This is a genomic window from Desulfitobacterium nosdiversum, from assembly GCF_049860565.1.
Classification (GTDB): domain Bacteria; phylum Bacillota; class Desulfitobacteriia; order Desulfitobacteriales; family Desulfitobacteriaceae; genus Desulfitobacterium_A; species Desulfitobacterium_A nosdiversum.
In genome coordinates this window covers 4035235-4058368 of record NZ_CP172056.1, presented here as the reverse complement: position 1 = coordinate 4058368, position 23134 = coordinate 4035235, and the positions used below count along the sequence as shown (strand labels likewise).

Genomic DNA, 23134 nt, shown 5'->3' with positions numbered 1-23134 from the left:
AAAAAGTATATTTTCTTAATATAGGTATTAACAATACAGCTTATTATTTTAAAAATGTCATGATTTCATTGGCAGTTTCTGTAGGCTTTTCTGTCAAGCTCATATGTGTACAACCTGGGAAAGGAATTATTTTAGCGGTCGCCTTAACATTGTTCTTGACAAACTCAGCAGACCCCATGGGGTAGATGGGTTTTCCGGGGATAATGTATGCTGTGGGTACGGTAATAGTTTTTACTGCGTCTCGATAGTCGCGCGTAAACATGGATTGCCAGAGTCCTAGAAGGGGCAGCGAACGATTAACCCCCATCAATCCCGGAGCGATTAATTCTTCCATGTCAGCGGGGAGAGCTGCGAAATCAGGTAAAAGTAAACGCCAGAATTTCCACATGAATTTTGTGACATCCTGTGCAATCATCTCCATATCTTCCTTGAAGTCAGCGGGAGAATAGCTGCCGAAGGCACCAAATTTCCATTCTTCATCATTCATTAGTTTAGGACTCATATCCAGAATTACGATCTTTGAGATGTTTTTACAACCGAATTGGGAGACATAGCTATATATTGTGGCTCCGCCCATAGAATGTCCTACCAATACTACATCCTTTAATTCCAGATAATCGATGAGTTCTTTCAGGTCTCTCGCTAATTGATCAACAGTAAATCCTTTTTCCGGGCATTCCGATGCACCGTGACCACGGTGAGAATAGCTGATACAACGGTAATTCTCCTTCATAATCTGAACGATACCGGCTGCAGTTTCGTGTGAGCAAGACCACCCATGAATGAAGACTACGGGTTTTCCCTCACCTTGAATTTCGAAGTACAGTTTTGTGTTATCAGTTGTTGCAAAATACGGCATGATTCATACTCCCTTCTTTTTCTCTGCTTTTTCTAATGATTTCCCCTTTTTCCTTTGTATTCTCTTTTTTCTTCTTCATTTTAAAGCGAGTAGCAAAAGAATACTAATAGGCATTTCTTATAAAAAGATAAGCGGAAATTAATATTAATTTAAATAAATTCTTAAAAGACATAGGAGTATATAATTATGGAGCTTCGGGATATTAAATACCTAAATGAAATTGCGAAGACAGGTAGTTTTTCACAGGCGGCAGAGAACCTTTTTATTTCACAACCAGCATTAAGCCAGTCGGTTAAAAAGCTGGAAAATGACTTGGGGTTTTCATTGTTTAAAAAAGATGGAACCTATCGAAAGCTGACGCCTCTAGGTACCCAATTCTTAGAGTATGCACAATCATTTTTATATGCGGAACAGCAGTTGAATGATTGGCTGGTTTACATAAAACGCCGTCAAAAAAAGCGAGTTCATTTGGGAGTAGTACCGTATTATGTTACCCCATGGACTACGGATGTATTTTACCGTTTTCAAAAAAAATATCCAGATGTAGATTTTGTTGTTTCCGAAATGCCGGAGATGTGGATCCAGGAAAAGCTGCTGGCAGGCAAAATTGACGTTGGTTTTACTGAAAATCGCTTGCATAGTAAGGATTTGCTGCTCCATTGCGGTTTTACGGACACCATTGACGTTGCTTTTACACAAGGCAGCTCCCTGTACGGTAAAAATATCATTAAATTTTCAGACCTAATGAATGAGACCTTTCACATGATTACAAGCGACAGCCCGCTGGGTGACAATATCAAGAAGCGGGCAAAGGCTGAAGGCTTTACTCCCAAGATTGGGTATATGGGCTCACAAGTAGGTGCGATTTTGACTCATATTAGGGATGAAGGCGGTATTTGCCTGCTCAACCGTCCCATTCTCCAATGCAATATTGCCCTGAATCCACTTTTTAAAGACATTCAACAGTTGCCTTTGAATCCAATGTTTCCGTGTTATTGCTGGGTTTATACCAAAGATCTTCCTGATGTAGTACCTGAAATTTCAACATTCGTATCTTATTTTTGCAACGAGTTGGAAATTGATTTGATGGAGCGAATCGTTTAAAAATTAGAACTGTTGACTGATTTTAAATTAGTATAAAAGGAAGTGTCGCTAACTACCATAAAAAAGTAGTTTGCACACTTCCTTCTTTAGCTTAATAAATATATTTCATACGGTTCATACCATAGTCTGTGATTTTATAATATAGTTTAAGCTTCCCGTTACTATCTTCAACCGCCTGTGTAAGTTTAATCATTCCTCCCGTCTTTAACGAAAGCAGGCAGTTGTCTATACCTTCACCGTTAACACATCGATCAAGAGGGTATTCCTTTTTAAGGATTTCTAATAATTCTTGATTAGATAGTTCTTTATTCTGGTTGATCGCTTGTAAAATTCTAAATTTTACAGGCATCTGACTCATAGTGAGCCTCCTTATCGTTTCTTAAATTCACTAAATCTTTAGGATTGCCTATTGTAAGGATTGTTCCTATAGAAATGATAACAACCCCAAAAATCAGGTTCGGAGTTATTTGTAAATGATTTAATAGCCAACTGAAAAATACAGACCATAAGGCGTAGGTCACGTTTAGCCCCATTGCCCGGCTCACCCCGGTCATATTCATGGCACGGTACCAGGATAAAACGGAAATGGCTCCAATCATGCCGATAACAGCAATGAATAAACCGGGGGAGGAGTTTAAGCTGGCAAAAAGCATCTGATAGGCGGTTTTTCCACACAAAGGGATTATAACGAAAATATAAACAAGAAAAGAAGTAGCCTCTCTGATGCCAATAGCAATATCCGAATCAACTAAGTCCATCCCATGGGTGGATATAACCCCCTCTAGGGCCCAGCCGATGGCAGCAACTGCGGCAAATCCAAGACCAAGATAAAAGTGAGGATAATTTGCTCCTTCCGGTGGTGTAAATCCAACAATGAAGGAGCCTAAAACGGCTAAAAGTATACCGGCCCATACTCGGGGCGCTATTTTTTCTTTGAGAAAAACAAAACCTAAAATAGCTCCTATAGCCGGATAAGCTGCAGTGATTGCAGCAGTATAGGAGGCACCCGCAAAATAAATTCCCAGTAAATTGCCGGATGATCCAATGGGACCGCCTAAGACAGCAGCCAGCATGATCATTTTAGCCGGCTTAGTCTTTAAGGTTCGTGCATAATCGCGCCATTTTCCGTTAATGACGTTATGAATAAATAACCAAAGCGCGGCGAATCCATCATGTAAACAAGCCCCAACTACAGGAACGGCAAATAGGCTCATATTATTGGTCAATGGAGCTAAAGCTAACACCATTCCCATCAATACACCGTCTAAACCCCAAGCAGTACCAGCTATCAATCCGCTGGCAATTCCTTTTTTAGCGAAGTTTAGGTCTCTCTGTTGTAAGAATAATCGTATTTGTTGATCCATTTGGATTACGACTCCTAAAGATCTATTTCGTCCTTATGAGAAATTTTTAACATAATCCATGTGAAAAGTAAAATACTTAGTGCATATACCCCCTATAACTAGCAGGTTTATAAGTTTGTGCTTAACAAACGTTCTATTGCATTTTCTTGCAACACGTCAATTTTATGATTTTAATAAATTCTTTTTCAATCATGGATAGATGATGGCGGTTTAACCATATCAAGATAATCGAAGCTTCCAGGCAAGCATCTTCAATCTCTATTTTTTTGATACTGCTTGTTTTAATAAATTCATCAGCCATAAACCTGGGGACAAACGCAATGATATCACCGTGAGTTAAGATTTTTTCCATCATTTCAAGGTTGTCCACTCGATAAGAAACGTTGAAATTACCATATTTTTTTAATATACAAGAGACTCCGCAATCGGTAATATATTCCGTATTGTAGAGAAGTATGGGCATGGAAAGAGCCTGTTGCAAAGTCATTGTTGGCGATTCCATGGCAATTTTGCGGTCTTTTCCGGTAATAATTACGAATTCATCTGTAAATAGTTCACTAAAATTAATATCCTTAGACTCGCGAACGGCATCCGTATTTAAAATAATACCAAAATCGGCTTTGCCTGATTCTACATCCCTTAAAATATTGTTTGATTCACCAACCTTCAGGAGAGCATTTACTTTAGGATGATTAAACTTAAAGGTTGTTAAAATATCTGGCATTATCGTAATATTAACGCCGGGTTCAACTGCAATGGAGATATTTCCATTGAGCTCAATGGAATTAATGTGCGCTATGGATTTGATCTCATCGATTGAATTCAAAACTTCTCTGGCTTTAACGATAATCAGTTCTCCAATTTCGGTGAGCTGAGCACCCGAGTTTGTTCTTTTTAACAAAACAATACCGAGCTCATCTTCGAGTTTATTTATGGCAGAACTAAGAGCAGGTTGAGAAATATGAGCTCGTTCGGCTGCTAATGAAATGGACTTCGATTCATTGACAGCAACGAGATACATGAGTTGTTCAAGACGCATTGTCTTACCTCCTCTCATATGGACACATCTAGTCCATCTTATATAGCTAATTATATATTAGTATGGATAATTTGAAATATTAATATTTTTGCCAATCATTTTAAATTAATTATACGGGGCATAATCACGATGTATTTTACAGCTGAACATCTGATGATTATAATTTGCGTGTAAGTACAAGTGAATACAAGAACAATGCAGTGCCGCGGAACTGAATTGCTCAAGAAGGAGGAATGTTGAGGTCCTTAATAATGATTGCAGTAATGGCAAAAATAATACTTAAAGATTTAGTCAGTTTTAAAATTAGTCAGTTGAAGAAGCTAAATTCGGATAATTTAGGGGGATTGTTCAATGTCCATTGGTAAAGATGAAAAGCCAATTTATGCAAGAGTGAACCACCCTGTATTTTGGGTTTCCGTCATAGCCTGCTTAGTTGTCTATGGGCCTATGATGATTTTCCAAAATGCGGCTAAAGACCCCGTAAATAAAGCAATGCACTTTATAACCTATAGTACGGACTGGCTTTGGGAATTTGTTGTTTTTGGATGTCTCATCTTTTTAGCTTGGTTAGCTTTTGGCCGTTATGGCAACGTAAAGCTAGGTGGACCAGATGATAAACCGGAATTTTCTACTTTTACTTGGATCTCTATGATGTTCTGCGGAGGATCAGGTGCAGGTCTTGTCTACTGGGCATTGATCGAGCCGATTTCCTATTTACAGGCTCCTCCGTTTTGGCTTCAGCCCTTTTCACCGCAAGCGGCTCAATTTAGCTTAGCTTATGGAATCTTTCACTGGGGTTTCAGTGCTTGGGCGACTTTCGCAGTTCCGGCTGTTGCTTTCGCTTACATGTATTATGTCCGGAAAAAACCCTATCTCTATCCTAGCTATGCTTGCCGAGGGGTAATCGGAAAAACTGCCGATGGATGGGTAGGAAAACTCATTGATGCAATTGTCATCGTAGGTATGGTCGGAGGAATGGCCACATCACTAGGCTTTGTTATTCCCATGTTATCTAAGATTTCAGCCGATTATTTTGGGATCGCAGATAACATGCAATTTAAACTTGTTGTATGCGTACTTTTCTCCTGTATTTATACCTGGAGTTGTTACCATGGTTTAAAAGGCGGAATTGCCAAGCTTGCTGATATGAACATGTATTTAACCTTTATTATTCTCGGTTTTGTACTGATTGTCGGACCAACAACGTTTATGTTCTCCTTATTTAGCGATAATATAGGCGTGCTCCTTCAGAATTTTATGCGGATGAGCTTCTATACTGACCCTATCACTAAATCCGGATTTCCGCAAGATTGGACTGTTTTCTATTGGGCATGGTGGCTGGCTTGGGCAATATACGTAGGGCTTTTCGCAGCCCGTATTTCCAAAGGCCGTACGATTCGCTCTCTCATTATGAACATGATTTTCTCAGCAACCGCAGGCTGCATGCTCTTCTACCTCATTTTTGGCAGTTATCAAGTGGATGCAATCATGAACCATGGAGCAAAACTTGCTGAAATTCTCAAAGATCAAGGCGGCCCGGCCGTTATTTCCTGGTTCTTGAACTCACTTCCTTTACATCAAGTGGTTATTCCTTTCTTCATTTTTGTTATGGCTATTTCTCAAGCAACGGGTGTTGACGCTGCCTCCTTTACGATGGCTAACATGGCGTGTTTTGAAGTAAAAGACGGCGTAGAACCGCCGAAATGGATCCGTCTTTTCTGGGCAGGAATGCTGTTCTTTGCCACAGTTGCGCTGCTTCTCGTCGGAGGTATGCAAGTCGTTCAGTTATCATCTGTTTTAACGGCAGTACCTGTCTTATTCCTGCTCATTATCCTCGCAATTTCCACCGTCAAATGGCTGCGTGAAGATTTCGGATTTGCACAACCTATGACAACAGACAAATATGATAACGAAAGTGTAGACACAGTGGAAGCGATTTCCCAAGCAAGCAAGTAAAATACGATAACTCACTTCAAACGAAAACAATACAAAATTTGAAGCATAAGAGGAGTGAAACGATATGAAGAGAACACCGCTTACCAAAAAAGTTCTGGTATTAGGTGTCGACGGAATGGACCCTAGGATCAGTAAAAAATTCCTGGCCGAAGGGAAAATGCCTAATTTACAAAAATTCATTAAACGTGGATCAGCTCGTGAAGATTTACGTTTGCTCGGGGCAATTCCAACGATTACACCGCCTTGCTGGACGACCTTGGCCACAGGTGCTTATCCGGGAACTCATGGTATTACATGCTATTGGAGACAATCACCGGAAAGCCTTGATGCGGTTGTTTACAATATGGACTCGCGGAATTGTACCGCAGAACAAATGTGGAACATCACAGCTGAAGCCGGCATGAAGACTTTAGTATGGCATTGGCCCGGAAGCTCCTGGCCTCCAACCTCACATAGTGAAAATCTTAGCGTTGTCGACGGTACGCAGCCCGGTTCTGTTAATATGGGTGTTGCCCAGCTTGACTGGGAAAAAGTTATTGTCGCTGCACCTGAAATTAAAGAAGTCCGTTATGCGCCAAGAGTGGAGAAACCGGCAGGAGTAGGCTGCATCATTACGGATTTGGAAGATACCTTGGACGATGAAGTTGACGATGAAATGATGGAGCTTTGGTGGGGCGATACAGCTCGTCAAGGCGGTGAAATTCGTACCTATGTTATGGATGATGAGGACACTGAAGTTGTTATCGGAAGTAAAGTTGCTTATGACATTGTCAATTCTCCGCTCAAAGATGCTACGGGTTGGGCTAATGCACCAGAAGGAGCTAAAGAATTTACAATCTTGACTTCTAGCGGTGTTATGAGAAGGCCTGCTTTAATTCTAAAAAATGAAGCCGGTGAATATGACCGAGTCGCTGTTTACAAGAATAAAAAAGCGGAAACACCGATCGTTACCTTGGAAAGAGATATAATGATCACTGGTATCATTGATGATGTGACCAAAAAAGAAGTGACTAAACCTGCATGCCGTTCGATGAAGATTTTAGAGCTTGATCCGGCAGGCAATAAAGTAAGACTTTGGATTAGTAATGCTCTCGATATTTCGAATGACCAACTCTGGCATCAAAAATCGCTTTATCAGGATATTATCAACAATGTGGGTCAAGTTCCACCGGTCAGCTTAATCGGCGGAGAAGACGACGAATTGGTCCGTGAAATTTTTGAGCCTTCATGGAAACTTTATAACAAATGGCAGGCGGATTGCCTGAATTACTGCATCAAAGAAAAGGAATATGAGGTTGTATTCTCACACCTTCATAACATCGACTGTGCAGGTCACCAATTATGGCATCTTGGAAAGACCTTGGAACCATGGAAACACACTGATGAGAAAATCTATCAAGGGTTCATCGAAAAATTCTATGTGCAAACTGATGATTATCTGGGTGAGTTCCTGCATTTATTAGATGAAGGCTGGACAATCTTATTTGTAAGCGACCATGGTCTTATCGTTGGGGAAAACGTACCGCCTATTTTAGGGGAGTATGGTGGACTCAATACCAAGGTTATGGAAAAACTCGGTTATACCGTCCTGAAAAAAGATGCAAATGGCAATTCGCTCAGAGAAGTGGACTGGGAGAAAACAAGAGCTGTTCAGATTCGCAGCAACTATATTTATGTCAACCTTAAAGGTAGAGATAAGTATGGCATTGTTGATCCGAAAGATAAGTATGACTTAGAGGAGCAAATCATCTCTGACCTTTATAATTACAGAGATGAAAGGACGGGAAAACGGGTTGTCGGCATCTGCCTCCGAAACAAAGATGCAGTATTGATTGGTACAAACGGACCGGAATGCGGAGATATCTTCTTCTCGATTGAAGAAGGCTATAACAGATTGCACGGTGACAGTATTACAACTTCAGAAGGATATTTCAATACATCCGTTTCACCTATCTTTGCTGCGGCAGGTCCTGGTATTAAATCCGGATTTACAACAGACCGTACGATTCGTCAGGTTGATGTGGCACCTTCAGTTGCAGTATTGCTTGGGTTACGTTTCCCTGCACAGTGTGAAGGAGCTCCAATCTATCAAATTTTCAATGAAGAAGTATAAAAGAATTTAATATGCGCAGCTATCAGTAACAGCTGATAGCTGCGTTTTAAAAAGAACAAGTATTCATGGACTTGAGGGGCAGGAATTTAATTTTAGGAGGAACAAAGAATATGTCCTTACAACAGTTGAATGCAGATCGTTTTGAGGAGATTATCTATGATAATTGTGAGCCCTGTTTGGTTATCTTCTCAAGAAAAGGCTGTCATGTCTGCAAAGAAGTCGTTCCTATGTTAGAAGAATTACAGCCTCAATATAAAGATAAATTTGGTTTTTATTACGTTGATGTTGAAGAAGATAAAAACTTATTTCAACGGTTTTCCTTAAAGGGTGTTCCGCAAATCCTCTTTTTCAATGATGGTGAATTTCAAGGAAAACTTGCAGGCCAGGTTGAGGATGAACAAGTCGAAGAGAAAATTGAAGAAGTCCTTGGAGCGTAACCTCATTTTTAAGGAGATGTGGAAGAAATGGTTGCTTATGATTTAATCATTATCGGGGGCGGCCCCGCTGGGCTTTCCGCTGCTATTTATGGCGGAAGAGCCAAACTTAAGACCTTAGTGATCAATAAAGGGACGATCGGCGGTTTGGCGGATACAACTCGGGAAATCGTAAATTATCCTGGGTATCCTCTGATCAGCGGACCGGATCTCATGAAAGATTTTTATAAACATGCCCAGGGTTTTGGTGTTGAATTTTTAAGAGATGAGGTCGTTAATGTTGACTTTTCTCAGGAAGAGAAAACCATTAAGACCAAAAAGAAAAAAGAATTTTCGGCGAAAGCGCTGATTTTAGCCTGCGGCAGTGAGCCGAGGCTGCTCAATATTCCCGGTGAAAAAAGGCTTCGGGGGAGCGGAGTCGCTTATTGCGCTACCTGCGATGCCGAGTTTTTTGAGGGCGAAGATGTTGTTGTCGTCGGCAGTGGTGATCAGGCTATTGAAGAAGGAATGTACATCACGAAGTTTGCCCGTAAGGTCACTGTGATCGTTTTACATGACGAGGGAATTTTGGATTGCAATAAGGTCAGTGCTGAAAGAGCTTTTAATAATAAGAAGATGGAGTTTATCTGGAACTCAACGATTGAGGAAGTTCTTGGGGAAGAAAATGTGGAAGGAGTCATAATTAAGAATTTGAAAACAGGGACCGTTTCTAAATTTCCCTGTCAAGGTGTATTTTTCTTTGTCGGTATGGTCCCTTCAACTCACTTCCTGAAAGACTGCGGAATTGAAATGGACAAGCGGGGGTATATCCCAGTTAATGACCGCATGGAAACGAACCTTGAAGGAATATATGCAGTCGGTGATAACCGGGTGAAATATTTGAGGCAAGTCGTTTCTTCAGCAGGTGATGGTGCAACTGCGGCTGTCGCAGCAGAGCGATTCATTGAAGAGCTTAATGATTTTCATGCGAATGTACTTCAAAGTGACCAAAAGGTTATCTTATTGTTCTTTAATGCCTTAGTTAACGAAAGTTTGGAGTTCAGCGCTTTTTTAGAACAGCTCATTCATGAACAAGGCGATGTATATAAACTCTTCAAAGTAGATATGGCCACCAAGAAAAACCTTGCCGGAAAATATCGGATTGAAACGGCGCCTGCCGCAGTGGTGTTGGCTAAGGGCGAGGAAATTAAACGGCTGAACTGCTGCATGGATAAAGAACAACTCAAAGCTCAACTAATTTAACGTCGATTGCAAACCCATATACGCTTCCAAGAGATAAGGAGGTCATCATGGATTTTGGATTTATTAATGTGCTGATCAGCATCATTATTATCAATATTGTTTTGAGCGGAGATAATGCAGTGGTCATTGCGCTAGCCACATTGCGGCTGAATAAAAATCAAGCAAAGACCGCCATTTTTTGGGGAACTTTTGGCGCAGTTATTTTACGCATTGCCTTGACTATTGTCGCAGCTTATGTATTGAGCATTCCTTATATTCAAACGCTTGGCGGTGTAGCGTTAACCTGGATTGCTCTTAAGCTTCTCTTAGATGATGAAAATACAGATGTAGAAGCCCCGTCAAGTATGAGACAAGCGATCAAGACGATTATTGTTGCCGACTTATTTATGAGCCTGGATAATGTGCTGGCTGTTGCCGGAGCTTCGGGCGGGAATGATGTTTTGCTGGTTTTTGGATTGGTGCTTAGTATTCCTTTGGTCATTTGGGGAAGTACGTTTATTGCCAAGCTGATGAGCCGTTGGCCGTGGTTGGTTTATATTGGAGCTGGGCTTATTGGCTGGGTTGCAGGAGAAATGTTTGTTAAAGAACCCTACATGGAAGCTTTAGAAGGTGTACCATTCCTGCACTATCTAATACCGGGTTCAATTGCATTCGGTGTTATTGCAATAGGCCATTACATCAAAAAATCGAAATCGCAAGCTCACGCTCAAACGATGTAAATTGAATGCGTTTTAAATGATGCAAAATAGGATGTATTTAAATAGGAAGAAAACTTTTTAAGCAGCCTGGATAACTATGACCATTGTTGTTACTTGCCGCTGTATTAAGCATGCCCATTTTAAAGAGGCCCCCTTAGATAGAAGCTGTTTTCACTCTACCCGAGGGGGTCTTATTATGCGGAGTTTGAGTTATATCCCGTATAAATGTTTAGTATATTACAAACTCTGCAAGCCGCTCTATAATAAAAAACATAAAAAATAGATTGAATTCAAGAAAAATCGGATGGGGTAATTTTATGGAATACTTTGGAGAGGAAGCACTCGGTCTTGTGGAAACAAGGGGGATGGTTCCGGCCATTCAAGCGGCAGATGTCATGTGTAAAGCAGCTGATGTTGTTCTTGTTTCGTATGAAAATGTGGGTTCCGGTCTTGTTACCGTCATGGTGAAAGGCGATGTTGCTGCTGTAAGGTCTGCCGTAGAACAAGGAGCTGCAGCCGCTGCTGCCATTGGCGAATTAACGGCTGCACATGTTATGCCGCGTCCTGTCAGCCGTGTAGGGAAGATTGTTTCTCAACATGATATTGATGACTGACGATTGATGTTCGGAAAGGAGAATCCTGTGGAGAGAAGCGATGCATTAGGGTTCATAGAAACGTATGGACTTGTTTCGGTCCTCGAAGCAGCAGATGCCATGTGCAAGGCTGCAGATGTGGAATTAGTCGGTTATGAGAATGTAGCTTCCGGATTGATTTCCGTTGTCATACGCGGTGATGTAGGAGCTGTCAAAACTGCAGTCAAAGCGGGTATCGAAGCCGCCGGCAAAGTAGGCAAGATTTATAGCACCAATGTTATCGCCAATCCCCATCCGGATGTCGAAAAAATTGTTGCTAAATATGTTCTTGACTGGTGAATGTGGGGAATTATTGACCTGTATTTAAGATGCGAGAGGGGGGAGATTGAAGCCAATGGACATTGATCTGCTTTCTATTCAAGAGGCACGGATTCTCATAGAAAATGCCCGTGAAGCACAAAAGATACTGGCAGCTTTCCCCCAGGAAAAATTGGACGGAATTGTAAAGTGTATGGCTTCGGAAGCTTCGAAATATGCTCGAGAACTTGCCGTTATGTCTTCCGAAGAAACGGGATTTGGCAAATGGCAGGACAAGTGGGTTAAAAATATTTTTGCCAGTGATTTTCTCTATCAAAAAATTAAAAATATGAAAGTTGTTGGGATCATTGCTGAGGATCAAGAAAATAAGACGATGGATATTGGGGTACCCGTCGGAGTCATTGTCGCTTTGGTTCCTTCGACTAACCCGGTATCAACGACGATATATAAAGCGTTAATTGCTATAAAATCGGGCAATGCCATTGTTTTTTCACCTCATCCGAAGGCTGACAAAACGATTGGCAGAGTCTTGGATATACTGATTCGAGCGGCTGAAGACAGTGGATTGCCGCCGGGGGCTCTTGCCTATCTGCATACGATCACAACGGACGGTACGGTTGAATTGATGAAGCACAAAGATACTGCACTTCTTTTAGTCACAGGCGTACCGAAGATGGTCAAGGCGGCATATGCTTCAGGAAAGCCTGTCATCTACGGCGGACCGGGGAATGGACCTGCTTTTATCGAACGTTCGGCCGATATCAAACAGGCGGCGGCAGATATTATTGCCAGCAGAACGTTTGATAACGGAATTGTGTCGGCTTCTGAACAATCGATTGTTGTTGAGGCTTGTATCGCGGATGAAGCGAGGCTTGAACTTAAACGGAATGGAGCTTATTTCCTTACGGAAAAGGATTCGGAAGAGCTGAGTCAGCTGTTCCTTCGTCCCGACGGCAGTATCAATCCGGAAATTGTCGGGAAATCAGCCGTTGACCTAGCGCAAAAAATTGGACTGAGTCTGCCTGATGATGTAAAAGTTCTGGTTTCAGAGCAAAAATATGTATCTCCGACCAATCCGTATTCGAGAGAAAAACTTTGCCCAGTCCTGGCCTTTTATATTGAAAAGGATTGGCTTAATGCTTGTGAAAAATGCATCGAATTGTTGCTGAATGACGGCCGGGGACATACTCTGGTTATTCACTCGCGGGATGATCATGTGATTCGAGAATTTGCCCTGAAAAAACCCGTATCCAGAGTTTTGGTGAATACGCCTTCCGCGTTAGGCGGGATTGGAGCAACAACAAACCTTTTCCCGGCACTGACATTAGGGTGCGGTGCCGCAGGCGGCGGGTTTACTTCCGATAATGTCTCGCCCATGAATCTGATCAATATTCGCAAAGTGGGTTACGGCGTGCGGAAACTGGAAGATATAACAAAGGGAATACAGCACTCTCAAGAAAACGAGCCTGATTTGAAAGAGCAGCTGGAGAATTTGCTTGAGCAGCTGCTGAATAAGTAGATGGAGGACAATATGTTGGATGCAAAAGAATTCTCGGCGAAGTTTGCTGATGTAACTAAAAATTTGTCCCCGGAAGAAACACTTGCTGTGATGAAGCTGTTTCAGGGAATTTCCAAAGAACTGTCAGCGGCGGGTACACGTTCTAAAACGTTTGGTGAGTCGAAATCACCAATGGATGATGGGGAAATTACCGGTTTAACGCCAAGGTTGAAACGCCTCCGCGAAGTTTATTTGAAAGCAAAGCCCAGCGTCACGACGTATCGTGCCAGAGCGTTTACGCAAGTGACGAAAGAAAATCCCGGCTTGCCTAAGATTCTGCTGCGGGCCAAGTGTTTCAGAAAAGCGTGCGAGACCGCTCCTTTGCTGATTCAAAAGGATGAGTTGATTGTCGGACATCCTTGCGGCAAACCGCGTGCCGGTGCAATATCTCCGGATATCGCCTGGAGATGGATTCGAGATGAGCTGGATACGATGTCAACCCGGCCGCAGGATCCTTTTCAAATTAGTGAAGTGGACAAACGAATCTTGCGGGAAGAGATTTTTCCTTTCTGGGAAGGAAAAAGTCTGGATGAAATCTGCCAGCAGCAATATGAAGAAGCCGGTATTTGGTCATTTTCCGGAGAAGCCTTTGTCAGCGATCTTTCCTATCATCAGGTCAATGGCGGCGGGGATACTTGCCCGGGTTATGATGTCATCCTGATTAAAGAAGGGATCAATGGGGCAAGACAGGAAGCCGTTGACAGATTGAGCCAATTGTCCATGGAAAACCCCGATGATATCGATAAGATTTACTTTTATAAAGCCGAAATTGAAACGTGTGACGGGATCTTAGCGTATGCTAAACGCCTTTCGGATTATGCGCGGGAACTGGCTGACAGAGAAGCGGATTCCGCCCGGAGGAATGAACTGTATAAAATCTCGGATATCTTGACCCGCGTCCCGGCTAATCCGCCGACAACCTTCCAAGAAGCCCTGCAATCGGTCTGGACGCTGGAATCCCTGTTTGTTGTGGAAGAAAATCAGACAGGAATTTCCCTCGGGCGCCTGGATCAGTATATTTATCCGATGTTTAAGGCGGATATGGAAGCGGGCCGCCTCAATAAGCTGGAAGCTTTTGAATTGATGAGCTGCTTTATTATCAAGTGCTCTGAAGTCATGTGGCTCTCCAGTGAGCTGGGGGCTAAATATTTTGCCGGTTATCAACCGTTCATCAACTTGACGGTAGGCGGACAGAAGCGAACGGGCGGGGATGCGACGAACGATTTGACCTATCTGATCATGGATGCTGTCCGGTTTACCCGAATGTATCAACCTTCCCTTGCTTGCCGGATCCACAATCAATCACCGCAAAAATATTTAAAGAAAATCGTTGAAGTCGTTAAAGCAGGATTAGGCTTCCCCGCTTGCCACTTTGATGATTGCCATATAAAAATGATGCTGGCCAAGGGATTCAGCATCGAGGATGCACGCGACTATTGCCTGATGGGGTGTGTTGAACCGCAAAAATCCGGTCGTATCTATCAGTGGACCTCCACCGGTTATACGCAGTGGCCGATTGCTATTGAATTCGTTTTGAATCGCGGTGTCATGAAATGGCATGGCACGACGGAAGGGCTGGATACCGGGGAGCTCGACAATTTAAAAACGTATGAAGAATTCGATGCGGCCTGCAAAAGGCAAATTGAACACATTATCCGTTTATCGGCTATAGGAACCCTTGTCAGCCAGCGGGTGCATCGAGAGCTTGTTCCCAAACCGCTGATGTCCCTGCTTGTCGAAGGCTGCATGGAAAAGGGAACCGATGTTACGAACGGCGGAGCGCTTATCAATTGCGGACCTGGCTTGATCTTCTCAGGTTTGGGAACGTATACCGATTCAATGGCAGCTATTAAAAAGCTTGTCTTTGAAGAAAAGAAATATACGCTTGAACAAATTCGCGACGCCTTGGATGCAAACTTTGAAGGCTATGAAGCTTTGCGAACCGATTGCTTGAATGCACCGAAATACGGGAATGACAATGACTATGCGGACTTGATTGCCGCAGATATCGTCAGTTGGACTGAACGGGTGCACAACTCCTATAAAATGCTCTTCGCGCATTTCTCTCACGGTACGCTTTCGATTTCCAACAATACGCCTATCGGCGAAATTACCGGTGCGACAGCCAATGGACGGCTTGCCTGGACACCACTCTCCGATGGAATCAGCCCGACGCAAGGTGCCGATAAGCTTGGCCCTACAGCGATCATCAAATCAGTCAGCAAGCTGAGCGTTGAGTCTATGAATATCGGAATGGTGCATAACTTTAAACTTCTGCGCGGTATTCTCGAAACACCGGAAGGTGAAAATGGCTTGATTACCTTGCTCAGAACAGCATCTATTTTGGGAAACGGCCAGATGCAATTCAGCTATGTCGACAATGAAGTTTTGAAAAAGGCTCAACTTGAGCCGGACAAATATCGCGATTTAATCATTCGCGTTGCCGGTTACAGCGCCTACTTCGTAGAACTGTGCAAAGAGGTGCAGGATGAAATCATCAGCAGAACAGTTTTAGATCATTTTTAAAAGGGCATTTTTTAAGGAACGGAGACATGATGAGTACAGAAATGGGCAGCATCTTGGAACGGAAAGCGAGGATCTTCAATGTTCAGAAGTATTCAATTTATGACGGGCCAGGCATCCGAACACTAATTTTCTTCAAGGGGTGCCCTCTAAGATGCAAATGGTGTTCAAATCCTGAGGGACTTGAAAGAAAATATCAGGTCATGTTTATGGAGGATTTGTGCATTCATTGCGGCAGCTGTATTTCCGTTTGTCCGGAAAAGATTCATTATTGGGCAGACCCAGACGGCAAGTTATCCAACCATTCCGGTGGAGGCCCCAGACATAAAGTCAATAGAAAGATGGATTGCAGGGGGTGCCGCAAATGTGAAGCGGCATGTCCGAAAAAAGCCCTTTCCATAGCCGGTATGGACAAAACGGTCTCCGAAGTCTTGGAAATCATCCAACAAGATACACTTTTCTATCTAAGTTCAGGCGGAGGGGTCACTCTTGGCGGAGGAGAAGTCACATCGCAGCCTGAGTTTGCAGCTAACCTTCTGATGGAATGCAAACAGATGGGAGTTCATACAGCGATTGAGACCTGCGGTTATGCAAAACGGGACGCTTTGCTTATGGTCGCACGATTTACCGATTTGATTCTGTTTGATATTAAGAATATTGATGCTGACCGTCATTATGAACTGACTGGGGTCCGAAATGAACGCATTCTGGATAATCTCACCGAACTTATCCATCGTGGATTTAACGTAAAAATCAGGATGCCTCTGATCAGAGGCATGAATGACAGCATAGATGTAATCCGGCGTACCATGGAATTTTTACTTCCCTTTAAAAACTTTAAAAATTTTCAAGGCATTGATCTGCTGCCTTATCACAAATTAGGAATCAATAAATACACGCAGTTAGATCTGAAGTACACCATTACAGACGATGTGAGCGTCAAAGCAGAAGAGCTGGACCGTATTGCAGAGGTCATCCAAGAGTACAGCTTAAACGTCAAAATTGTTAAGCATTAAATCATTACAAGGAGATCAACGGGATGGGGGGATTTTATGAGTGAAGCTGATGAATTTGACCGAAAACGCATTATTCAGGAATATGTACCTGGCAAGCAAGTTACTTTGGCACATATCATCGCCTCACCCGTATCCGATTTATATGAACGCCTGGGGATTGAAGAGCGCGGAGCCATTGGAATTTTAACCCTCACTCCGAGCGAGACGGCAATTATCGCTGCCGATATTGCAACCAAGGCATCAGATGTCGAGATCGGTTTTTTGGATCGCTTTACCGGATCCTTGGTGATATCTGGCGATGTCGCCAGTGTCGAAGCTGCTATGGCTGCTATCAATGACACATTGGAAAAGCTGCTGCTTTTTACGCCGGCCAAGGTGACACGCACATGAAAAAACGTATTATGGTCATCGGACCTACTCAGGTGGGCAAATCCACTTTAGTCAATGTTTTAAATGATACGGATAGACCGTTAAGAAGAACTCAGGATGTCATCTATGGGAAAAATACGATGGACACACCGGGCTCATATATTGAAAACGCTTCGATGTATAGATACCTGATTGCAACTGCACAAACCGCATCCCATGTGCTTTTCCTTATCAATGCCTTTAATCCGATTGACGTATACCCGCCGCGTTTTGCTCAAACGTTTACTTGTCCGGTTATCGGGGTGGTCACAAAGATCGATTTAGCGCCGGAAAATCTTAGCTTGTGTCGGCAACAGCTCCAGCATATCGGGGTTTCCGAACCATACTTTTGGATTTCGTTAAAAAACAATACAGGTGTTAAAGCGCTGAAATCGTATCTGCTTGGAAAACAGTAAAATTCCGAAGCAAGAAAGTGTGAGGTGAGGCTATGAAATTCATTACCGAAATGGAGCTGCGAGATTTATATAAAATAAATCCTTTTAGCACTTACGCTCTCGAACCAAATATAAAGATCACCCCCGGTGCCCGCCAATTTCTTATGGACAGAGGGATAAAGCTGCTGCCCGAGCAGGACAGGAAAGACAAGCGGGACAAGAATGGACGAAGCGCAGACACTGCCTTAAGTAATAGGGCAAACGATAGCAGTACAAATCCTGTTCAAGGATCGCAAAATTGGTGCGTTTTAAGATTAAGATGCAGACTGGAATGGATTGAATCTCTGTTTCAAGTAATAGGGACCGATCTTTCTAGCTGCGGTGACGCTGTCCTGGCCGAAGAGGTTCTGCAGCTGGAGAAATACGTTCAGAGCATAAAAAACGCTGAATTCCATCAAACAGCGCCGGACAAAATTGAACTCTGGGAATGGTCCGAAACAGAAATTAATAATTGCGCTCATAATCTTGAGAAATATTTTGATATCCATAACTTTAACGGTCAGCTGCAGCAGGGAAAAACGATGGCCCGGTTAAATCACTTGCGCGTTTCCCTCCGCGAGGCTGAGATTGCGATCTTAGAAGCCTATTGGAATGAAGAACAGCAGGCCTGTACGCGTGAAGATTTAATTGAGAAAGTAAACATTATTATTAATGCACTCCGCATCATGATGTGGAAGTGTCAGGGAGGACAAAAATGCAAACCGTAAGTACACCCTTTCAATATTGCGATCAACTGGTTTGTGATTTTGAAAAAGTGATGGCAAAACCGATCGTGAAAAAATCCGCCGTTTACTATACAGGGGTTGACTTAGGGACAGCTTATATTGTCCTGGCCGTCCTTGATGAGAATTATCAGCCTGTTGCCGGTGCGTACCGATTTGCTAATGTTGTTAAAGACGGCATGGTTGTCGATTATATGGGTGCGATCCGCATTGTCAAAGAACTAAAACAGGAGCTTGAAGAAAAAATCGGGACAACACTCATTTATGCTGCAGCGGCCCTGCCCCCAGGAACGTTCACCCTGGATTCGGGAGCGATCAAACATGTTGTACAGGGAGCCGGTTTTGAATTAACCAAGCTTTTGGATGAACCTACGGCAGCAAATGCGGTACTGAAAATTAAAAATGGGGCGATTGTCGACATTGGCGGAGGTACTACGGGGATTGCCATTCTGAAAGACGGCGAAGTAATTTATGTAGCTGATGAGCCGACAGGAGGCACGCATTTTTCGCTCGTTATTGCCGGGGCTTATAAGCTGAGCTTTGATGACGCCGATCAATATAAGCGCGATCCGAAACACCATAAGGAATTGCTTCCGGTGCTGCGGCCTGTTATTGAAAAAGTGGCCTCCATCATTAACCGTCATGTGCGCGATTACGCGGTTGAACAGATCTACCTGGTTGGGGGAACCTGCTGCTTGGAAGGAATCGAAGATATAATCGCCAAGCAAATCCACCTTCCTATTTATAAGCCGCAAAACCCCATGTTTGTGACACCCTTAGGGATAGCTTTGAACTGCACGCAGGAAATCCTCTAGATAGGAGTGACTGTAACTCATGGATTATCGCATTATTAAATCTCCTTCCAAAGGAACGGTAGATCTTCTTTTTCGACGCAAAGGTTCTGCACCCAGTGTCTCCATTGAGAACTACGATGCTGTAGGTTTAGTTCAGGGGCGGTTGATTGATATGGTTTTTGCTGCTGACATTGCCGAGAAGGCAGCCGGTGTAGTCGTAGAAGATATTAAAGGTCATTGCCCGCAGAATCTCATCATGATTGCTATCTTTGGGGATACGGCAGCGGTTGAAGCAGCGATTCAAGAGATTCAGGAAAAATTAAAGAAGTGTACAGGTGAGAGTCAATGATAGCAGCAAAAGTAATTGATAATATCTGGTCTACACGTAAAGCGGATTCGCTTAGAGGACTAAAGTTTATGTTGGTGGAAGTCCTTGGCGGAATTGACGCAGGCCGTCTTTTAATTGCCGCCGACACTATTGGCGCAGGCATTGGCGAACGTGTCCTTGTTTGTACCGGCAGCTCTGCGCGCAAAATGCTGAATCAGGAGAATACACCCATTGATGCCATTATTGTAGGAATTATCGATGAAGACTGCACGTTTTAGAAATTCGGAGGTGGGAAAACGTTGGATCTGTTAAACATGATAAAGAATGCAGGGGTTATTGGAGCAGGAGGAGCTGGATTCCCAACTCATGCCAAACTCACTTCAAAAGCGGAGTATATATTGCTGAATGGCGCTGAATGCGAGCCGCTGCTGAGGGTGGATCAGCAGTTGATGGCCATGTTTGCCGATGAAATCATCAAAGGACTCGAAGCGGCGGGACGATATATTGAAGCCGGTAAAGCGATTATGGGGATCAAGGGCAAACATAAAGAAGTCATTGCTCACATGCGAGAGAGAATATCAGCTTTGGGACTGGCTGATTTCATGGAAGTGAAGGAACTGCGGGATATGTATCCTGCCGGCGATGAACAAGTTCTGGTTCATGAATTAACGCAAAGGATTGTTCCGGAAGCCTCCATCCCTTTAAAAGTAGGCTGTGTAGTCATCAATGCGGAAACGGCACTTAACATTTTCAATGCGATGGCTGGGAAGCCCGTTACGGAAACATACATCACTGTTGCCGGAGATATTCCCCGCCGTATGACACTTAAAGTGCCGGTTGGAGTGCCCATCCGGGATGTTATCAAGCAAAGCGGAGTAGAAAACTTAGATGATTATGCCGTTATTGACGGCGGCCCCATGATGGGCCCGCTTAAGACCGGTGTTGACGGACACGTTACCAAAAAGAGCAAGGGCTATGTCGTGCTTAAAAAAGATCATTTTCTGATTCGCAAGAAGTCCGTCAATCTGAATCAGGCTCGGGTCATCAACAGGACTGCCTGCGAGCAATGCCGCATGTGTACGGATTTGTGTCCGCGTTACCTCTTGGGGCACAGTATTCAGCCGCATAAAATGATGCGGGCTCTCAGCTACAATATCCAGGACATCCATGAATTGCAAATCGCTCAATTATGCTGTGAATGCAATGCCTGTGAATTATTCTCCTGCCCGGCAAATCTTCATCCCAAATCGGCTAATATCTATTTCAAGAAAAAACTGGATGAGCAAGGAATACGATACCAGCCGGCACAGAAGGAATACCAAACGAGGTCGGCCAGAGAATATCGCTTGATTCCAAGCAAACGGCTTATCGCCAGAATTGGCTTGTCCTCCTTTGATCAGCCTGCACCGATGACTCAAGTCGAATTTCGTCCCGAAACCATTGAGATATCACTTCGCCAGCATATAGGAGCACCGGCAATTCCGGTCGTTAATGTCGGTGAACATGTGCAGAAAGAACAATTGATTGGGAAAATTCCGGAAAACAGCCTTGGGGCTGCGGTTCATGCCAGTTTGGCTGGTACGGTTGCAGAAATCAAGGAGAATTCTATTGTGATAAGGGTGGGGTCGTATGTATAGAGCAATAGGTATGATTGAGATTATGAGTGTTGCTAAAGGAATTTATGCTACAGACCAAATGCTGAAAAGAGCCTACGTTGATGTAGTCAGTGCTACCTCCGTCTGCCCGGGTAAATATATTGCCATCGTCCAAGGCGATGTTGCTGCCGTGGAAAGCTCGATCAATGCGGGAGAAGCTTCCGCGGGCGAATATTTAGTGGACAGCTTTATTCTTCCCAATGTTCATCCAGGGGTTTTTCCAGCTATAACGGGCACGACTGAACCGGCTGGTACCGGAGCGCTGGGAATTATGGAATCCTTCTCAATGGCATCCATGATCACTGCTGCAGACGCGGCGCTTAAAGCTGCCGATATTCAGGCTTTGGAGCTTCGATTGGGCAGAGGACTGGGGGGGAAGGCGTATTTCACATTTACCGGTGATGTTGCTGCTGTAGAGGAAGGGGTTGAAGCCGGGAAAGCTATTGCCCTGGAAAAAGGCTTGCTCGTCGATACCGAAGTGATTCCATCGCCTTCGGATCGGCTGTGGGCATCCCTGGTTTAGTGATGATCGAAAGGAGGTGCGATCTTGAAGAAACTTGTTTGTGCAGAAGAGGTCAAAGCGGCAGCTAAAAACGGTCAAAAAGTATTTAGCATAGACTGCTGTACAATCATTACTCCATCAGCAAAGGATCTGGCTAAAGAATTGGGAGTGGAATTTTCTGTCGGTTCAGCTTCAGCTGCTGTGGAAGTTCCGAGTTGTAAAAACGGTAGTCTGCCAAAAACAGAGAATCCGGCAACTGTCTTAGACAGAGATGTAATTTATCAAGTCGTTAAAGCGGTTTTGAGCAATGGGCTTTTGACCGGTCTCTCCGCTCCAGCCCTTAAGAAGCCATTTCTGACCGAGGGAGATCCCCAAAGCGGACTGAAAATTGTGCGCGGCAGAAGTGTTCAATTCGAGAATTTTGATACAGGGAAGTCTGGCACTCATGTGGCTTATCGTGAAGTGATCAGCAAAGATGATTCTCAAATGAGTGCAGGGTTTTTGACCCTTGAAAAATCGAGCTTTGACTGGGAATTATGCTATGAAGAAATTGATATTATTCTCGAAGGAAGTTTGTCCATCACAATCCATGGTAAAACTTATGAAGCCTGCCAGGGTGACGTGCTTTTCATACCCAAAGGTTCAAAAGTCACCTGGAGTTCTACCGGTTATGTCAAACTTTTTTATGTAACTTATCCGGCAAACTGGTCTGAGCTCACGGCTAAATAAGAGGGGGATAAGTTATGCAGGCTCTTGGCCTAATTGAGACACGTGGGCTTCTTCCTGCGATAGAATGCGCAGATGTTATGCTCAAGACGGCACAAGTAAAACTTGTCGGGAGAACTTTTGTAGGCGGCGGTCTGGTCACCATTGCGGTAACAGGCGATGTCGGAGCTGTTAAAGCCTCCGTGGAAGCAGGGGTAACAGCAGTTAAGCACATCAATCACTCAGCTTTGGTTTCGCAGCATGTCATCCCCAGACCGCATGATAGTTTAGAATGCATAATTGATGAAAACGCTGATTTCGATGAGGAGCAGCCCATTCCCATTGAAGAACAGGAGAAAGCAAGTTCCCTTGGGGAGACAGCAACAGAATTGATTGAATCGATTGAATTGATTGAATCGATCGAGATGAAAAATGAGAATACGAATTTGGAACCGATGACTCTGGAAAACTGCCATAAAGAGCAAGTGGATGCATTCGTTCAGAAATTCGGTCTTGAAAAAAGCGTGGACGTGCTGAAATCTCTCCCTGTGGTAAAACTGAGAAATTTAGCGAGAGAATACAAAGAACTGGATATCGCAGGCAGAGCAATATCCAGAGCCAATAAAGATTTGCTTATTCAAAAATTACAGGGATATTACGAGGGAGGGAATAAGACGTAACTTGTGTCGCAGACCATGAATGTTAACGGGTATACCTGTTGCGCAGGTATAGACGGTTGAGGGAGGAA

At 43.5% G+C, this 23134-nt stretch carries 25 protein-coding genes; 21 read left to right on the top strand and 4 right to left on the bottom strand.

Features of this window, described 5'->3' with window-relative positions:
* Positions 1-43: 43 nt before the first annotated feature.
* The gene (locus tag ACHOLT_RS19740) at positions 44-859 is read right to left on the bottom strand and encodes an alpha/beta fold hydrolase (protein ID WP_425804210.1); all 816 of its coding nucleotides are present in this window, start codon (positions 857-859) and stop codon (positions 44-46) included.
* Between the two features lie 186 nt (positions 860-1045).
* On the opposite strand from ACHOLT_RS19740, the gene ACHOLT_RS19735 reads away from it, so the two are divergent.
* Positions 1046-1963 (top strand): LysR family transcriptional regulator, encoded by a 918-nt coding sequence (locus ACHOLT_RS19735; RefSeq protein ID WP_425804208.1) that lies wholly within the window; start codon positions 1046-1048, stop codon positions 1961-1963.
* Positions 1964-2054: 91 nt separating this feature from the next.
* Here ACHOLT_RS19735 and ACHOLT_RS19730 read toward each other — a convergent pair whose 3' ends face one another.
* From ACHOLT_RS19730 to ACHOLT_RS19720, 3 genes are all read right to left on the bottom strand, one after another.
* Positions 2055-2321 (bottom strand): hypothetical protein, encoded by a 267-nt coding sequence (locus tag ACHOLT_RS19730; RefSeq protein ID WP_425804205.1) that lies wholly within the window; start codon positions 2319-2321, stop codon positions 2055-2057.
* Complete coding sequence (locus tag ACHOLT_RS19725; RefSeq protein WP_425804202.1) at positions 2296-3327, bottom strand: DMT family transporter; 1032 nt, start codon at positions 3325-3327, stop codon at positions 2296-2298. The genes ACHOLT_RS19730 and ACHOLT_RS19725 overlap by 26 nt, the downstream gene beginning before the upstream one ends.
* A gap of 133 nt (positions 3328-3460) precedes the next feature.
* Complete coding sequence (locus tag ACHOLT_RS19720; RefSeq protein WP_425804200.1) at positions 3461-4366, bottom strand: LysR family transcriptional regulator; 906 nt, start codon at positions 4364-4366, stop codon at positions 3461-3463.
* 351 nt (positions 4367-4717) lie between these two features.
* Between ACHOLT_RS19720 and ACHOLT_RS19715 the strand changes: the two genes are divergently transcribed.
* From ACHOLT_RS19715 to ACHOLT_RS19620, 20 genes are all read left to right on the top strand, one after another.
* Positions 4718-6322 (top strand): BCCT family transporter, encoded by a 1605-nt coding sequence (locus tag ACHOLT_RS19715; protein ID WP_425804197.1) that lies wholly within the window; start codon positions 4718-4720, stop codon positions 6320-6322.
* A gap of 64 nt (positions 6323-6386) precedes the next feature.
* Positions 6387-8435, top strand: a complete 2049-nt coding sequence (locus ACHOLT_RS19710; protein ID WP_425804195.1) for an alkaline phosphatase family protein — start codon at positions 6387-6389, stop codon at positions 8433-8435.
* A gap of 110 nt (positions 8436-8545) precedes the next feature.
* Complete coding sequence (locus tag ACHOLT_RS19705) at positions 8546-8872, top strand: thioredoxin family protein (protein ID WP_425804193.1); 327 nt, start codon at positions 8546-8548, stop codon at positions 8870-8872.
* Positions 8873-8899: 27 nt separating this feature from the next.
* Entirely contained in the window at positions 8900-10111 is a 1212-nt protein-coding gene (gene trxB / locus ACHOLT_RS19700) for a thioredoxin-disulfide reductase (protein ID WP_425808189.1), read from the top strand.
* Positions 10112-10158: 47 nt separating this feature from the next.
* A complete protein-coding gene (locus ACHOLT_RS19695) occupies positions 10159-10830 on the top strand; it encodes a TerC family protein (RefSeq protein ID WP_425804191.1) in 672 nt (223 codons plus the stop codon).
* Between the two features lie 296 nt (positions 10831-11126).
* On the top strand, positions 11127-11423 hold the full coding sequence (locus ACHOLT_RS19690; protein ID WP_425804189.1) for a BMC domain-containing protein: 297 nt from the start codon (positions 11127-11129) through the stop codon (positions 11421-11423).
* Positions 11424-11450: 27 nt separating this feature from the next.
* On the top strand, positions 11451-11741 hold the full coding sequence (locus ACHOLT_RS19685) for a BMC domain-containing protein (protein ID WP_425804187.1): 291 nt from the start codon (positions 11451-11453) through the stop codon (positions 11739-11741).
* Between the two features lie 46 nt (positions 11742-11787).
* The gene (locus tag ACHOLT_RS19680; RefSeq protein ID WP_425804184.1) at positions 11788-13239 is read left to right on the top strand and encodes an acetaldehyde dehydrogenase (acetylating); all 1452 of its coding nucleotides are present in this window, start codon (positions 11788-11790) and stop codon (positions 13237-13239) included.
* A 15-nt stretch (positions 13240-13254) separates the two neighbouring features.
* Positions 13255-15804 carry a choline trimethylamine-lyase gene (cutC, locus tag ACHOLT_RS19675; RefSeq protein WP_425808187.1) on the top strand — a complete coding sequence of 850 codons (2550 nt, stop codon included), beginning with the start codon at positions 13255-13257 and terminating at the stop codon, positions 15802-15804.
* 29 nt (positions 15805-15833) lie between these two features.
* Positions 15834-16817, top strand: a complete 984-nt coding sequence (gene cutD / locus ACHOLT_RS19670) for a choline TMA-lyase-activating enzyme (RefSeq protein ID WP_425808185.1) — start codon at positions 15834-15836, stop codon at positions 16815-16817.
* 36 nt (positions 16818-16853) lie between these two features.
* Positions 16854-17207, top strand: a complete 354-nt coding sequence (eutS, locus tag ACHOLT_RS19665) for an ethanolamine utilization microcompartment protein EutS (protein WP_425804181.1) — start codon at positions 16854-16856, stop codon at positions 17205-17207.
* Positions 17204-17641: a EutP/PduV family microcompartment system protein gene (locus ACHOLT_RS19660; RefSeq protein ID WP_425804178.1), complete on the top strand. Its 438-nt coding sequence runs from the start codon at positions 17204-17206 to the stop codon at positions 17639-17641. The genes eutS and ACHOLT_RS19660 overlap by 4 nt, the downstream gene beginning before the upstream one ends.
* A gap of 32 nt (positions 17642-17673) precedes the next feature.
* The gene (locus ACHOLT_RS19655; protein ID WP_425804176.1) at positions 17674-18387 is read left to right on the top strand and encodes a cobalamin adenosyltransferase; all 714 of its coding nucleotides are present in this window, start codon (positions 17674-17676) and stop codon (positions 18385-18387) included.
* Positions 18375-19217 carry an ethanolamine utilization protein EutJ gene (eutJ, locus tag ACHOLT_RS19650; RefSeq protein ID WP_425804174.1) on the top strand — a complete coding sequence of 281 codons (843 nt, stop codon included), beginning with the start codon at positions 18375-18377 and terminating at the stop codon, positions 19215-19217. Before ACHOLT_RS19655 ends, eutJ begins: the two co-directional genes overlap by 13 nt.
* Before the next feature lie 19 nt (positions 19218-19236).
* On the top strand, positions 19237-19545 hold the full coding sequence (locus ACHOLT_RS19645; protein ID WP_425804172.1) for a BMC domain-containing protein: 309 nt from the start codon (positions 19237-19239) through the stop codon (positions 19543-19545).
* Positions 19542-19802: a EutN/CcmL family microcompartment protein gene (locus ACHOLT_RS19640; RefSeq protein ID WP_425804170.1), complete on the top strand. Its 261-nt coding sequence runs from the start codon at positions 19542-19544 to the stop codon at positions 19800-19802. Before ACHOLT_RS19645 ends, ACHOLT_RS19640 begins: the two co-directional genes overlap by 4 nt.
* Before the next feature lie 21 nt (positions 19803-19823).
* A complete protein-coding gene (locus ACHOLT_RS19635) occupies positions 19824-21161 on the top strand; it encodes a 4Fe-4S dicluster domain-containing protein (protein ID WP_425804168.1) in 1338 nt (445 codons plus the stop codon).
* Complete coding sequence (locus ACHOLT_RS19630) at positions 21154-21702, top strand: BMC domain-containing protein (RefSeq protein WP_425804166.1); 549 nt, start codon at positions 21154-21156, stop codon at positions 21700-21702. The genes ACHOLT_RS19635 and ACHOLT_RS19630 overlap by 8 nt, the downstream gene beginning before the upstream one ends.
* Before the next feature lie 24 nt (positions 21703-21726).
* Complete coding sequence (locus tag ACHOLT_RS19625) at positions 21727-22410, top strand: cupin domain-containing protein (protein WP_425804164.1); 684 nt, start codon at positions 21727-21729, stop codon at positions 22408-22410.
* 14 nt (positions 22411-22424) lie between these two features.
* Positions 22425-23066 carry a BMC domain-containing protein gene (locus ACHOLT_RS19620; protein WP_425804162.1) on the top strand — a complete coding sequence of 214 codons (642 nt, stop codon included), beginning with the start codon at positions 22425-22427 and terminating at the stop codon, positions 23064-23066.
* Positions 23067-23134: the final 68 nt, after the last annotated feature.

Bases quoted from the DNA above. Each gene is read 5' to 3' on its own strand.
- ACHOLT_RS19705 (WP_425804193.1), top strand. From the start codon at position 8,546: ATGTCCTTACAACAGTTGAATGCAGATCGTTTTGAGGAGATTATCTAT.
- ACHOLT_RS19740 (WP_425804210.1), bottom strand. From the start codon at position 859: ATGCCGTATTTTGCAACAACTGATAACACAAAACTGTACTTCGAAATT.
- ACHOLT_RS19690 (WP_425804189.1), top strand. From the start codon at position 11,127: ATGGAATACTTTGGAGAGGAAGCACTCGGTCTTGTGGAAACAAGGGGG.
- eutJ (WP_425804174.1), top strand. From the start codon at position 18,375: ATGCAAACCGTAAGTACACCCTTTCAATATTGCGATCAACTGGTTTGT.
- ACHOLT_RS19710 (WP_425804195.1), top strand. From the start codon at position 6,387: ATGAAGAGAACACCGCTTACCAAAAAAGTTCTGGTATTAGGTGTCGAC.
- ACHOLT_RS19720 (WP_425804200.1), bottom strand. From the start codon at position 4,366: ATGCGTCTTGAACAACTCATGTATCTCGTTGCTGTCAATGAATCGAAG.
- ACHOLT_RS19630 (WP_425804166.1), top strand. From the start codon at position 21,154: ATGTATAGAGCAATAGGTATGATTGAGATTATGAGTGTTGCTAAAGGA.
- ACHOLT_RS19725 (WP_425804202.1), bottom strand. From the start codon at position 3,327: ATGGATCAACAAATACGATTATTCTTACAACAGAGAGACCTAAACTTC.
- ACHOLT_RS19640 (WP_425804170.1), top strand. From the start codon at position 19,542: ATGATAGCAGCAAAAGTAATTGATAATATCTGGTCTACACGTAAAGCG.
- ACHOLT_RS19730 (WP_425804205.1), bottom strand. From the start codon at position 2,321: ATGAGTCAGATGCCTGTAAAATTTAGAATTTTACAAGCGATCAACCAG.
- ACHOLT_RS19655 (WP_425804176.1), top strand. From the start codon at position 17,674: ATGAAATTCATTACCGAAATGGAGCTGCGAGATTTATATAAAATAAAT.
- ACHOLT_RS19620 (WP_425804162.1), top strand. From the start codon at position 22,425: ATGCAGGCTCTTGGCCTAATTGAGACACGTGGGCTTCTTCCTGCGATA.
- eutS (WP_425804181.1), top strand. From the start codon at position 16,854: ATGAGTGAAGCTGATGAATTTGACCGAAAACGCATTATTCAGGAATAT.
- cutD (WP_425808185.1), top strand. From the start codon at position 15,834: ATGAGTACAGAAATGGGCAGCATCTTGGAACGGAAAGCGAGGATCTTC.
- ACHOLT_RS19695 (WP_425804191.1), top strand. From the start codon at position 10,159: ATGGATTTTGGATTTATTAATGTGCTGATCAGCATCATTATTATCAAT.
- ACHOLT_RS19735 (WP_425804208.1), top strand. From the start codon at position 1,046: ATGGAGCTTCGGGATATTAAATACCTAAATGAAATTGCGAAGACAGGT.
- ACHOLT_RS19715 (WP_425804197.1), top strand. From the start codon at position 4,718: ATGTCCATTGGTAAAGATGAAAAGCCAATTTATGCAAGAGTGAACCAC.
- ACHOLT_RS19645 (WP_425804172.1), top strand. From the start codon at position 19,237: ATGGATTATCGCATTATTAAATCTCCTTCCAAAGGAACGGTAGATCTT.
- trxB (WP_425808189.1), top strand. From the start codon at position 8,900: ATGGTTGCTTATGATTTAATCATTATCGGGGGCGGCCCCGCTGGGCTT.
- ACHOLT_RS19660 (WP_425804178.1), top strand. From the start codon at position 17,204: ATGAAAAAACGTATTATGGTCATCGGACCTACTCAGGTGGGCAAATCC.